Here is a 13,024-nt window from a genome sequence, read left to right on the forward strand (position 1 = left end):
TCGTTATGGCTAAAACGGCGCAGCACTGCCGGGCTCAGGCTTGCGGCCTCCAACAGTGAAGCATGACTGAGGCGATCGGCGACGATACGATCGTTTTTTTCCATCAGTGCGGTAATGACCGCCTGATTGGCGGCAAAACCGGAGATAAATAACAGCGCACGTGAATAGCCCAGCCACTGCGCCAGCTCCTCTTCCAGTGCCTGATGCGCGATGGAATAGCCGCTTACGTGACCTGAGCCACCGCTGCCAACGCCAAAGCGTTCTGCTCCCTGCTGCCACGCGCACACAATCTGCGGATGGTGGCTTAAACCGAGATAATCATTACTGGAGAAATTCAGATACTGGCGACCATCGGCCTGTAGCCAGCGTCCTGCCCCCTGCGTCACCGCATAACGGCGGCGCAGGGCATCGGCAGAACGACGCACCGCCAGCGCATCGTCTATTTTTTGCTGCCAGGTCATACTGTCGCCGCATTGTAGTAATCATCAGTGTCCGGCGTACGCAGAGCCTGCTCCAGACGCTGTTGCTGTTCGTTATCGCCCGCCAGTACCGCCGTTTGCTGCGGGTTAAGCCCCAGCTTGCGGAACAGCAGCAGATCTTTATCTTCGTTCGGGTTCGGCGTGGTCAACAGTTTGCAGCCGTAGAAAATAGAGTTGGCCCCGGCCATAAAACACATCGCCTGAGTTTGCTCATTCATCTGCTCGCGGCCAGCGGAAAGACGCACGTACGAGGTCGGCATCATGATCCGCGCTACAGCGATAGTGCGGATAAAATCAAATGCATCCACATCGTCGTTATCCGCCAGTGGAGTACCTTTTACCTTCACCAGCATGTTGATGGGCACGCTTTCCGGCGGCGTGGGAAGATTCGCCAGTTGCAGCAACAACCCGGCACGATCGGTGACCGTTTCACCTAACCCGACGATACCGCCTGAGCAGACTTTGATCCCGGCCTCACGCACTTTATCCAGCGTATCAAGACGTTCCTGATAGGAACGAGTCGTGATGATATTGCCGTAGAATTCTGGCGAAGTGTCGAGGTTGTGGTTGTAGTAATCCAGCCCCGCACGGGCAAGACGTTGGGCCTGCGTTTCATCCAGCGTTCCCAGCGTCATACAGGCTTCCAGTCCCAGTTCTTTCACGCCCTGTACCATCTGCTCCAGATAAGGCATATCGCGCTCGTGCGGATTCTTCCATGCCGCCCCCATGCAGAAACGTGTTGAACCCGCTTGCTTGGCTTTACGCGCAGAGTCCAGTACCTGCTCAACTTCCATCAATCGTTCTGTTTCCAGACCGGTTTTATAGCGGGAACTTTGTGGGCAGTATTTACAGTCTTCCGGGCAGGCACCGGTTTTAATCGACAGCAGTGTACTCACCTGTACCTGCCGCGGGTCAAAATGCTGACGGTGGATCTGTTGCGCTTCGAACAGCAGATCCAGCAGGGGTTTTTCAAATAATTCGGTGACTTGCGACATTGTCCAGCGAGAAGAGTGAGCCATATTGGTGTACGTTTCGTTGTTAGTTTGGTGTAGACTTGTAAACCTAAATCTTTTTAATTTGGTTTACAAGTCGATTATGACAACTGACGATATTGCCTTTGACCAACGCCATATCTGGCACCCTTACACCTCCATGACCTCCCCGTTACCGGTGTATCCGGTAGCGCGTGCAGAAGGTTGCGAACTGATTTTATCCAGCGGTGAGAGACTGATTGACGGCATGTCATCCTGGTGGGCGGCAATCCACGGTTACAACCACCCGCAGTTGAACGCCGCAATGAAAACGCAGATCGATGACATGTCACATGTGATGTTTGGCGGCATTACCCATGCCCCTGCCATTTCACTGTGCCGCCAGTTGGTCGCCATGACGCCAGAGGCACTGGAATGCGTTTTCCTCGCGGATTCAGGCTCTGTTGCCGTCGAAGTGGCAATGAAAATGGCGCTGCAATACTGGCAGGCAAAAGGCGAATCTCGCCAGCGTTTCCTGACATTTCGTAACGGCTATCACGGAGACACCTTCGGCGCAATGTCGGTCTGCGATCCCGACAACTCAATGCACAGCCTGTGGAAAGGGTATCTGCCGGAAAACCTCTTCGCTCCAGCCCCGCAGAGTCGGATGGACGGCGAATGGAATGAGCTGGACATCGTGCCCTTTGCCCGTTTGATGGCCGCGCATCGCCATGAGATTGCAGCCATTATCCTGGAGCCGATTGTGCAGGGTGCAGGCGGCATGCGCATGTACCATCCTGAATGGTTAAAACGCATTCGCAGGATGTGCGACCGCGAAGGGATCCTGCTGATTGCCGATGAAATCGCCACCGGGTTTGGCCGTACCGGGAAGCTGTTTGCCTGTGAACACGCCAACATTGCGCCGGATATTTTGTGCCTTGGTAAAGCATTAACCGGCGGGACGATGACACTTTCCGCCACCCTGACCACCCGTCAGGTCGCGGAAACCATCAGCAACGGCGAGGCTGGCTGCTTTATGCACGGCCCGACTTTTATGGGTAACCCGCTGGCCTGCGCCGTCGCCTCCGCCAGTTTGTCTCTGCTGGAAACAGGCGAGTGGCGTGCGCAGGTCGCAGCTATTGAAGAACAATTGCGCAGCGAACTGGCACCTGCAGCTGATTCCGCATATGTCGCCGATGTACGCGTACTCGGCGCCATCGGTGTGATAGAAAGCACGCATCCGGTGAATATGGCGGCGTTACAAAAGTTCTTCGTTGAACAAGGCGTGTGGATCCGGCCGTTTGGCAAACTCATCTACCTGATGCCGCCGTACATTATCCAGCCAGATCAACTGCGTCGCCTGACGCAGGTCGTGAACGATGCTGTGCGCAATGAAACATTTTTTAGCCAATAATCGGCGGTAAGTTATGAGGTTTCTGGCTACACTTTTTGGCTAACGAGAGGAGTCAGCATGAAACTAATGAGTAACGATCTGCGCGACGGGGAGAAGCTCCCGCATCGCCATGTATTTAACGGTATGGGGTATGACGGAGATAATATCTCCCCGCATCTGCTATGGGATGATGTACCTGCCGGGACCAAAAGCTTTGTTGTGACCTGTTACGATCCTGATGCGCCAACCGGCTCCGGCTGGTGGCACTGGGTGGTAGTCAACCTGCCTGCAGATACCCGTGTACTGACACAAGGATTCGGCTCCGGTCTGGTTGCGCTGCCGGAGGGAGTCATTCAGACACGCACGGATTTTGGTAAAGCGGGCTATGGCGGCGCGGCGCCACCAAAAGGAGAAACGCATCGTTATATCTTTACGGTTCATGCGCTGGATGTGGAGCGTCTTGATGTTGATGAGGGCGCCAGCGGAGCGATGGTCGGATTTAACGTCCATTTCCACTCGCTCGCCAGCGCGTCAATCACCGCACTGTTCAGTTAATCTCTGAGCCGGATAAGCGTCAGCGCCATCCGGCATTTTCTTACAGAAACTCGGGCACCAGCTTCAGCAAGGTTCCCTGCGCTAACAACTCGGTCGCGCACTCAATATCCGGGGCGAAAAAACGGTCCTGTGTATAGTGTGAAACCTGTTCACGCAATGCCTGACGCGCCTGTTCCAGCAGCGGGCTTGAGGTCAGTCCTTCTCGCAAATCGATTCCCTGACAGGCCGCCAGCCACTCCACGGCAATCACCCCGCGCGTATTGGCCGCCATCTCCCACAGTCGACGACCGGCCGCAGGCGCCATTGACACATGGTCTTCCTGGTTAGCCGAGGTCGGCAAACTGTCTACGCTGTGCGGGTGCGCCAGTGCTTTATTTTCGCTGGCAAGCGCGGCGGCTGTGACCTGAGCAATCATAAAGCCGGAGTTGACCCCGCCGTTTTTGACCAGGAAAGGCGGTAACTGTGACATGTGCTTATCCATCATCAACGCAATACGTCGCTCTGATAAAGCACCTATTTCCGCAATCGCCAGCGCCAGATTATCCGCCGCCATCGCCACCGGTTCCGCATGGAAATTGCCGCCAGAAATAACATCGCCCTCTTCGGCAAACACCAGCGGGTTATCTGAAACTGCATTGGCTTCCACCAGCAGCACCTCCATGACCTGGCGCATTTGCGTCAGGCACGCCCCCATCACCTGCGGCTGACAGCGCAAAGAATATGGATCCTGCACTTTTTCGCAGTTATGGTGCGACTGCGAAAGCGCTGTGGAATCGGTCAGCACGTGGCGATAAAGAGAGGCGGCATCAATTTGCCCACGCTGTCCCCGTGCGGCATGAATACGGGCATCAAACGGACGTCGGGAGCCCAGCACCGCTTCGGTGGTCAGCGCCCCGCATACTGTCGCCGAGGCAAACAGTTCCTGCGCTTCAATCAACCCGCGCAGAGCAAAAGCCGTGGATGCCTGTGTACCATTCAGCAACGCCAGTCCTTCCTTCGCCTCCAGCGTGATCGGCTCCAGCCCGGCCTTCTTCAGCGCTTCTGCGGCCGGAAGCCATTCTCCCCGCCAGCGTGCCTTACCCTCACCCAACAAGGTGAGCGACATATGCGCCAGCGGAGCCAGATCGCCCGATGCCCCGACCGAGCCTTTCGCCGGGATCAACGGGTAAACCTCCGCATTCACCAGTGCAATCAGCGCTTCAATCACGCTCAGGCGAATACCGGAGAAACCGCGCGCCAGACTGTTGATTTTCAGCACCATGATCAGACGCACCATCGCATCATCCAGCGGTTCACCGACGCCCGCCGCATGAGAAAGCACCAGCGAACGCTGGAGATTTTGCAAATCTTCAGTGGCAATACGGGTCTGGGCCAGCAGACCAAAACCCGTATTGATGCCGTAAGCCGTGCGGCCTTCGGCAACAATTTTATTGACGCAGTCCACACTGGCATTAATGGCGTCAACCGCGCTGGTATCCAGTCTCAACTGTACCGGCTGCTGCCAGATATCGCGCAACTGTGCAAAGCTCAGATGGCCCGGCGTTAAGGTAATGGTATTCATATCAGCGTTTCCCCTGCGTTGCGGCAACCATCGGCAAGTTCAGCCCTTCTTCGACAGCACATTCCACAGCAATGTCATACCCGGCATCGGCATGACGCATCACGCCCGTCGCCGGATCGTTATGTAATACCCGGGCGATACGTGCGGCGGCTTCATCAGTACCATCGCAGACAATCACCATCCCGGCATGCTGGGAGAAGCCCATTCCTACCCCGCCGCCATGGTGCAGTGATACCCAGGTCGCACCGCTGGCAGTATTAAGGAGCGCGTTCAGCAGCGGCCAGTCGGACACTGCGTCTGAACCGTCACGCATGGATTCGGTTTCACGGTTAGGGCTGGCAACCGATCCAGAATCCAGGTGATCGCGACCAATGACGATAGGTGCGGAAACTTCACCACTACGCACCATCTCGTTAAACGCCAGACCCAGCTTTTGTCGCCACTCCAGCCCTACCCAACAGATACGCGCAGGTAACCCCTGGAAATTAATCCGCTCACGCGCCATATCCAGCCAGTGATGGAGATGCTTATCGTCGGCCACGATCTCTTTTACTTTGGCATCGGTCTTATAAATATCCTGCGGATCGCCGGAAAGCGCCACCCAGCGGAACGGGCCAATGCCGCGACAGAACAGCGGCCGAATGTAGGCCGGCACAAATCCAGGGAAATCAAAGGCATTTTCCACACCCATCTCTTTTGCCATCTGACGAATGTTATTGCCGTAGTCAAATGTCGGAACGCCCAGTTTGCTAAAGGCCAGCATCGCCTGCACATGCGTCGCCATCGAACGTTTCGCTGCCTGAACCGTACCCTGCGGATCGGATATTGCTTTCGCCTGATACTCTTCCCAGCTCCAGCCGGACGGCAAATAACCGTGCAGCGGGTCATGGGCGCTGGTCTGGTCGGTAACCATATCCGGACGCACACCACGCTTGACCAGTTCAGGCACAATGTCAGCGGCGTTGGCACACAGCGCAATGGAAACCGCTTTCCCCGCGCGGGTGTATTTTTCGATACGCGCCAGTGCGTCATCAAGCGAAGTTGCCTGCTCATCCACATAGCGGGTACGCAGACGGAAGTCGATACGGCTTTGCTGACATTCAATGTTCAGCGAACAGGCGCCCGCCAGGGTTGCGGCCAACGGTTGCGCCCCGCCCATCCCCCCCAATCCGGCGGTCAGCACCCAGCGTCCGCTCAGGTTGCCTTGATAATGCTGACGTCCTGCTTCGACGAAGGTCTCATAGGTTCCCTGTACGATGCCCTGACTGCCAATGTAGATCCAGCTCCCGGCAGTCATCTGGCCGTACATCGCCAGCCCTTTCGCGTCCAGTTCGTTAAAGTGTTCCCAGGTCGCCCAGTGCGGGACCAGATTGGAGTTGGCGATTAAGACCCGTGGTGCATTGTCATGGGTTTTGAACACGCCGACCGGTTTACCGGACTGCACTAACAAAGTTTCGTCGGCTTCCAGTCCGGTCAGCGCCTTGATGATGGCGTCATAACATTCCCAGTCACGCGCGGCGCGACCAATCCCGCCGTAAACCACCAGCTCGTGGGGATTTTCCGCCACCTCGGGATCAAGGTTATTCATTAACATGCGCAGCGGCGCTTCGGTCAACCAGCTTTTGGCTGTTAAGTTCGTGCCTCTTGGGGCCCGAATATCCTGCTGACGATACTTGCTTTGGGGCATGGTAAAACACTCCTCACGAACGATCGGACAGATAAGTAACATATACTTGTCTATACAAGTTGTCGCAAGGCTGCATTTAACAATTGAGATACATTTTTGTTATATTGCGTCAGCAATCACGGTTTTTGCGTCCTCGTATCAGGACATAAAACGTCCCTGCAGACGGTAGCGGGAACCCGGAAAGAGCAAGTGGGCATGGGAGACAATATGTGACGCCGACCAGGTCCGGCGACGAATTAGCAGGCAGGGATCATGTTCTTTAATGTTCAGTAGCGCACACTCTTCTGCACTGGCTCGCACGGCTTCCACAATATGCTCACCTTCTGTCAGCGGCGCAATCAGCGACAAGTAAGCGTGCGGCGTAGTCTGGCTGTAATCCTGCGTCAGGTATTCCGGCACAATTTCTGCATTCACACAGCGATCTTCAATCTGCACCGGCTGATCGTTTTCATAGTGCACCATGATGGAGTGAAAAATGGACGTGCCCTCTGCAACGTTCAACGCCGTAGCCTGCAGAGCACTTGCCTGAGTTCTTTCCAGCGTCAAAACCTCGCACCGGTGCTGATGCTGCCGGGCAATGATTTCATCCGCGATACTGCGAATTTCGAACAGCGCAGACTGACCTTTTGGCTCGGCGACAAATGTCCCGACCCCCTGCAAGCGCACCAACAATCCTTCATCCGTTAGCTCACGCAGCGCCCGGTTAATGGTCATTCGACTAAAACCATACTGCGCCACCAGTTCCGCTTCCGACGGGATACGGTCGTGCGCTTGCCAGATGCCACTGGCAATTTTGTCGCTGATCTCCTGTTTGACCTTTTCGTAAAAAGGGGCCGGAGCTGAACGGTTGCGGGATGGGAGCATGCGTAAGCCTTCCTTAAGCAGAGAGTTTTAATTGCCAGATAGCGACCACGGCATCGGCCTGATAAGCGAACCACTATCAGGCATGTCAGCGCCACCAGTGCGCGATTTGCCAGCCAAGCCGCGCCGCAACGCGTGCTGCCCTGCCATCATCGTCAAAGCGGGGATTAAATTCAACCATGTCCACCGCCTGTAATTTACCACTGCAACAAAGAGGTTCAATTAACCCCAGTACCGTCGCCAGCGGAACGCCCAGCGCAGCAGGCGCAGACACCGCCGGCATTTCCCAGACCGGTAAAACGTCGAGGTCAATCGTCAGATAGATAACATCTACGCTGGCGACAAACTGTGCTATCTGTGCCTGCGCCTGATGGCAATGCAAATCTTCCACCACAGTGACACCGCGGCGTTGCGCTTCATCCCATAACGCCTGAGTGTTTGCCGCCCGGCTGACACCCACGCAGGCGTAATAAAACTCGCGCTGCTGCTCGTCGCAAAGCTCTGCCAGCTGGCGAAACGGCGTCCCTGATGTGGCCTGTTCGGCATGACGTAAATCCAGATGTGCATCGAGATTCACTATACCCACTTTTGAACGCGGGAACGCATCCAGTAGACCTGCACCGTGAGCAAATGCGGTTTCGTGCCCGCCACCTAATACAAAGGTGCGCATCTCTGCCAGCTGACAGCGTTGTACCGCACTGCGTAGCGCCTGCTGTGCACCTTCAAGGTCCGGGGACTGCGCTACAATATTTCCCAGGTCCACCAGTCTGTCATGACCACTGTGACTGGCTAAATTTGCCAGCGCCTTACGCAGCGCGTCGGGTGCACCGGCCGCCCCCGCACGCCCCTGATTACGTTTCACACCTTCGTCGCAGGCAAATCCAAGCAGCGCAATCTGTTCACGATACATTTCAGGAGCGAACGCCGGACTAAGCGTGATGGTCTGAAACAGACGCAACGCATTCGCTGACTCAACACGATCATCGCGTCCCTGCCAGAGCGCAGGTGATGCGGGTTGCCAGTTCATCATGATATCTGCCCTCTGAATACACGTTGATAAAGTGGGTTGCGGCCAGGTTCGTAGAGAATTTCCACCGGCAGTTGCGCATCCCAGACCACAAAATCGGCAACGAATCCGGCCTTCAGTTGTCCGTGAGTGTCATGACGACCAAGCGCACGAGCCGCATGACGGGTTACGCCAGCCCAGGCCTCCTCTGGCGTTAAGCCAAACTGTACGCAGGCCATATTCATCGCCCAGTGCAGGCTAATAAACGGACTGGTGCCAGGATTGAAATCCGTTGCCACCGCCATTGGCACCTGATAGTGACGCAGCCATTCCACTGGTGGGCGCTGCTGTTCTTTGAGGAAGTAAAATGCCCCCGGCAACAGAACCCCGACCGTACCACTTTGGCTCATCGCCACCACTCCGGCTTCATCCAGGTATTCAATATGATCGGCTGACAAACCGTGGTAGCGGCTTACCAGTTGCGCACCACCAAGCAATGAGAGTTGCTCAACATGACCTTTCACCGGGATGCCCAGTGCCTGAGCGGCCTGAAATACACGCTCACTCTGTGTCAGCGTGAACCCGACGCTTTCACAAAACAGATCGACGGTCTCAAACAGACCTTTTTTCCACAACTGCGGCAAAATAGTCTCGCATACCAGTGTAATGTAGCCATCAGGGTCGTCACGGTACTCCACAGGCGTGGCATGCGCAGCCAACAGCGTAGGGCTGATTTCAATGATATTTTCCGCCGCCAGTGCTGACACCACGCGTAATATCTTCTCTTCAGTCGCTAAATCCAGGCCGTAACCTGATTTAATCTCCAGTAGCGTAACGCCTTCGTTTTTTAGCTGCGCCATCCGCGCCTGCGCTACGCGAAAGAGTTGTTCGGCTGAGGCTCGACGAGTCGCAGAGACGGTAGCATTGATTCCTCCCCCCTGGGCGCTGATTTGCTGATAGGAAACTCCGTTCAGTCTCTGTTCCCATTCGCCTGCGCGATTCCCGCCAAACACCAGGTGCGTATGACAGTCAATCAGACCCGGTGTAATCAGCCGCCCCTGCATATCAAATGTATTATCGTGGGTAAGGTATAACGATGATTCAGGCACAATATCTCGAATCTTACCCTGACGGACGATCAGCGCATGGCCATCCACCAGGCCATACGGTGTATCACGTTCAGGATCCATGGTCGCCAGGCGGACATTGCGCCAGATAGCATCATCAGGGAAAAACTGCTGCATTCGACTCACCACTTGTCATAGGTTGTATAGACATTTATTTTGCATCCTGCGGATGTTGTCAACCTGATGGACCACAATTGTTATCTAATTGTGATATAAGGACTCTCAACGCCAGACATTGCTGCGATAAAAAACAACTTTTTACCTTTTCGCCTTCCCGTTTCGCTCAACTTAGTATAAAAAAGCAGGCTTCAATGGATAACTTTCAAAGCCCGGAGCAACCTGTGAACATATCATCAGTTTCCCGTCTGGCGCTGGCTATGGCTTTTGGCGTGACGCTGACTGCCTGTAGCTCAACCTCGCCCGATCAAATTCCTTCCGATCAGACCGCGCCTGGCACCTCCTCGCGCCCGATTCTGTCGGCGAGTGAAGCCAAAAATTTCGTTGCCGCACACTATTTTTCAGCACTGACGCCAAATACTGCGCCGTGGACCCCTTCTTCTATTTCCCTGCCAGCGCAGCCTGATTTTGTTGTCGGCCCGGCAGGTACGCAAGGCGTTACCCACACCACTATTCAGGCGGCGGTTGATGCAGCAATCATAAAACGTACCAATAAACGTCAATATATCGCCATTATGCCGGGTGAATATCAGGGCACGGTCTACATCCCTGCTGCCACGGGTAGCCTGACCTTATACGGTACAGGCGAAAAACCGCTTGATGTGAAAATCGGCCAGGCCATTGACGGTGATATGAGCACCGCAGACTGGCGTCGTTCAGTGAACCCGGGTGGTAAATATATGCCAGGAAAACCGGCGTGGTATATGTTCGATAACTGCCAGAACAAGCGCGGTCCGAATATTGGCGTGATGTGTTCTGCGGTGGTTTGGTCACAAAACAACGGCCTGCAATTGCAGAATCTGACCATTGAAAACAATCTGGGTGACAGCGTTGATGCAGGTAATCACCCGGCAGTTGCGCTGCGTACCGATGGCGATAAAGTTCAGATTAACAACGTCAATATCCTGGGTCGCCAGAATACCTTCTTCGTTACTAACAGCGGCGTGCAAAACCGTCTGGAAAACGATCGTCAACCGCGTACACTGGTCACTAACAGCTACATTGAAGGCGATGTGGATATCGTGTCTGGTCGCGGCGCGGTGGTGTTTGATAATACTGATTTCCGTGTGGTGAACTCACGAACTCAGCAGGAAGCTTACGTATTTGCCCCGGCAACGCTGTCGAACATTTACTACGGCTTCCTCGCCACCAACAGCCGCTTTACGGCAAGTGGCGATGGTGTGGCGCAACTGGGCCGCTCGCTGGATGTTGATGCGAACACTAATGGTCAGGTGGTTATTCGTGACAGCGTGATCAACGAAGGCTTTAACATGGCGAAACCATGGGCTGACAGTGTTATCGCCAAGCGTCCATTCGCGGGTAACACCGGTGCGGAAGATGATAAAGGTGAAATTCAGCGTAACCTGAACGACACCAACTTTAACCGCATGTGGGAATACAACAACCGCGGTGTCGGTAGTAAAGTGGTTGCAGAGCCGAAGCAGTAATTGTTTAGCGCGATCAAAAAGAGGGCCTGGAGCCCTCTTTTTGATTTCTGTACACCATTCTTACGTCTGCTTACTGAATCCCATAGAAAAGAAAATTCAGCGCTGATTTAATCGTATTTTCATAATCTGCCGCGCTACAAAATTCACAGCCCAACACATGCTCAGGAATGCTGGCAAGCTCGTGTGTCATAAGCACAAAATCTTCCCCCTCTAAATTGAGCATCGGCGTCAATTGTTCACTACGTGGACCTGTGTAGTTTCCAGCTGGAAATAAAGGAATCACAACGCGTGTATTTCTCCGCCCTATAATATCGCTCTGAACATCAAGCAAATAGGGGTAGGCTGTCGGTTTCCCCGTATTTTTGTAGGCCATAAATTGCATCGTCAAAACGTCCTGTAGGTATCCGACAGCAGTCCATTCTCTTCCGTTAACTGGTTAAGATAGTCAATGGCAGACTCATTCTCTTTCTTCCAACGGGTAACTTCCAGTTGGTGAATTTCAGCTTTGAGTGCATTCGTCAGGGTCTTTGACATATTGATCCCCGCCGCGCGCGCTTCCTGAATCAGTTGCGGCTCAATTGTTACAGTCACCGTTTTTTTAGTGCGCATTTTCGCGACTGGCATACGCCCCCCTAATACGTGTATTGATATGTGTCTCTTACACACAATATTATCACATATTGCAACGCTTACAGAAAAAAAGCCAGCCCCGAACCAACGGGACTGGCTTAAGATAAGTGATGCGAATGCTTAATACGCGTTAACCACTACCCACATTGGGCCTTGTCCTACCGCATAGCGACCTTTCTCAGTCAGAAGTCCCTGCTCACCAGCGATTTCATACACCGCAATATGGTGTGACTTCTGCCCGGCAGCAATCAGGTATTTACCACTGTGATCGATATTGAATCCACGCGGCTGCGCTTCGGTTGGCTGGAAGCCCTCTTTAGTCAGCACGCTACCGTCTTCTGAAACGCTGAACACAGTAATCAAGCTGGCGGTACGGTCACAGGCATACAGATGGCGGCCATCCGGCGTAATATGGATATCCGCAGCCCAGCGGGTATCAGAAAAATCAGCAGGCATCATATCCAGCGTCTGTACACACTCAATTTTGCCGTGCGGATCTTTCAATTCCCAGACGTCAACCGAACTGTTCAGCTCATTGACACAGTAGGCATATTGCTGATTCGGATGGAACGCCATATGGCGTGGCCCTGCACCTTCGACGGTGGTCACTTCCGCGGGATCCTGCGCTATCAGTTTGCCATCATCACAGAGGCCAAACAGGCAGATACGATCCTGCTTCAATGCGGGAACCCACAGAGTGCGATTATCCGGTGAGATATTAGCCGAGTGGCATCCGTCCAGACCTTCCACCACATCCACCAATTCAACCGGCAAACCATCCTCCAGACGCGTCACACTAACGCTACCGGCGTTATACGATCCAACAAAGACAAAACGCCCCTGATGGTCGGTGGAAATATGCGTCGGGCTTCCCGGCAGTGCGGATTCCGCAGCGAAGGTCAGCGCACCGTCATCTGGCGCAATACGGTACGCCAGCACACGAAACTCCGGGCGCACACCAACATAGAGGTAGCGCTTATCCGGGCTGACAACCATCGGCTGTACCTGACCCGGTACATCAACCACCTGCACAAGCGTTAGCGAACCTTCGTGATTCAGGCTCCAGACATGGATTTGCTGACTCTCAGGGCTGGCGGTATAAACGGTTTGCTTCATGAATACTCCTTTG

13 protein-coding genes are annotated in these 13,024 nt (G+C 54.3%); 3 read left to right on the forward strand and 10 right to left on the reverse strand.

Going from position 1 to position 13,024, the window contains the following annotated elements; genetic code table 11:
• Positions 1–461: aminotransferase class I/II-fold pyridoxal phosphate-dependent enzyme (locus OH663_RS11035; RefSeq protein WP_263525745.1), on the reverse strand; the 461-nt coding region annotated here is incomplete at its 3' end.
• Positions 458–1,498, reverse strand: a complete 1,041-nt coding sequence (gene bioB / locus OH663_RS11040; RefSeq protein ID WP_200010631.1) for a biotin synthase BioB — start codon at positions 1,496–1,498, stop codon at positions 458–460. The genes OH663_RS11035 and bioB, both read right to left, overlap by 4 nt.
• Positions 1,499–1,574: 76 nt before the next feature.
• On the opposite strand from bioB, the gene bioA reads away from it, so the two are divergent.
• Positions 1,575–2,864 carry an adenosylmethionine--8-amino-7-oxononanoate transaminase gene (gene bioA / locus OH663_RS11045; RefSeq protein WP_200010630.1) on the forward strand — a complete coding sequence of 430 codons (1,290 nt, stop codon included), beginning with the start codon at positions 1,575–1,577 and terminating at the stop codon, positions 2,862–2,864.
• Positions 2,865–2,921: 57 nt separating this feature from the next.
• Complete coding sequence (locus OH663_RS11050) at positions 2,922–3,398, forward strand: kinase inhibitor (RefSeq protein WP_045441150.1); 477 nt, start codon at positions 2,922–2,924, stop codon at positions 3,396–3,398.
• Positions 3,399–3,438: 40 nt separating this feature from the next.
• Here OH663_RS11050 and hutH read toward each other — a convergent pair whose 3' ends face one another.
• The 5 genes from hutH to hutI form a co-directional block, all read right to left on the reverse strand.
• Positions 3,439–4,959 carry a histidine ammonia-lyase gene (gene hutH / locus OH663_RS11055; RefSeq protein WP_200010629.1) on the reverse strand — a complete coding sequence of 507 codons (1,521 nt, stop codon included), beginning with the start codon at positions 4,957–4,959 and terminating at the stop codon, positions 3,439–3,441.
• 1 nt (position 4,960) lies between these two features.
• A complete protein-coding gene (gene hutU, locus OH663_RS11060) occupies positions 4,961–6,646 on the reverse strand; it encodes a urocanate hydratase (RefSeq protein ID WP_048221815.1) in 1,686 nt (561 codons plus the stop codon).
• Positions 6,647–6,784: 138 nt separating this feature from the next.
• Positions 6,785–7,510, reverse strand: coding sequence for a histidine utilization repressor (locus tag OH663_RS11065; RefSeq protein WP_045441147.1), 726 nt, complete (start codon positions 7,508–7,510; stop codon positions 6,785–6,787).
• A gap of 85 nt (positions 7,511–7,595) precedes the next feature.
• Positions 7,596–8,537 (reverse strand): formimidoylglutamase, encoded by a 942-nt coding sequence (gene hutG / locus OH663_RS11070; RefSeq protein ID WP_200010628.1) that lies wholly within the window; start codon positions 8,535–8,537, stop codon positions 7,596–7,598.
• Entirely contained in the window at positions 8,534–9,757 is a 1,224-nt protein-coding gene (hutI, locus tag OH663_RS11075; protein ID WP_200010626.1) for an imidazolonepropionase, read from the reverse strand. The genes hutG and hutI overlap by 4 nt, the downstream gene beginning before the upstream one ends.
• Before the next feature lie 224 nt (positions 9,758–9,981).
• On the opposite strand from hutI, the gene OH663_RS11080 reads away from it, so the two are divergent.
• A complete protein-coding gene (locus tag OH663_RS11080; RefSeq protein ID WP_200010625.1) occupies positions 9,982–11,265 on the forward strand; it encodes a putative acyl-CoA thioester hydrolase in 1,284 nt (427 codons plus the stop codon).
• A gap of 70 nt (positions 11,266–11,335) precedes the next feature.
• On the opposite strand, the gene OH663_RS11085 is transcribed toward OH663_RS11080, so the two are convergent.
• The 3 genes from OH663_RS11085 to pgl form a co-directional block, all read right to left on the reverse strand.
• The gene (locus OH663_RS11085) at positions 11,336–11,647 is read right to left on the reverse strand and encodes a CcdB family protein (protein ID WP_200010623.1); all 312 of its coding nucleotides are present in this window, start codon (positions 11,645–11,647) and stop codon (positions 11,336–11,338) included.
• A 2-nt stretch (positions 11,648–11,649) separates the two neighbouring features.
• Entirely contained in the window at positions 11,650–11,889 is a 240-nt protein-coding gene (locus tag OH663_RS11090; protein ID WP_200010622.1) for a type II toxin-antitoxin system CcdA family antitoxin, read from the reverse strand.
• 126 nt (positions 11,890–12,015) lie between these two features.
• Positions 12,016–13,011, reverse strand: a complete 996-nt coding sequence (gene pgl / locus OH663_RS11095; RefSeq protein WP_200010620.1) for a 6-phosphogluconolactonase — start codon at positions 13,009–13,011, stop codon at positions 12,016–12,018.
• Positions 13,012–13,024 lie beyond the last annotated feature (13 nt).

Origin of the sequence: Citrobacter sp. Marseille-Q5395, from assembly GCF_947057495.1 — a bacterium.
Classification (GTDB): domain Bacteria; phylum Pseudomonadota; class Gammaproteobacteria; order Enterobacterales; family Enterobacteriaceae; genus Citrobacter; species Citrobacter murliniae.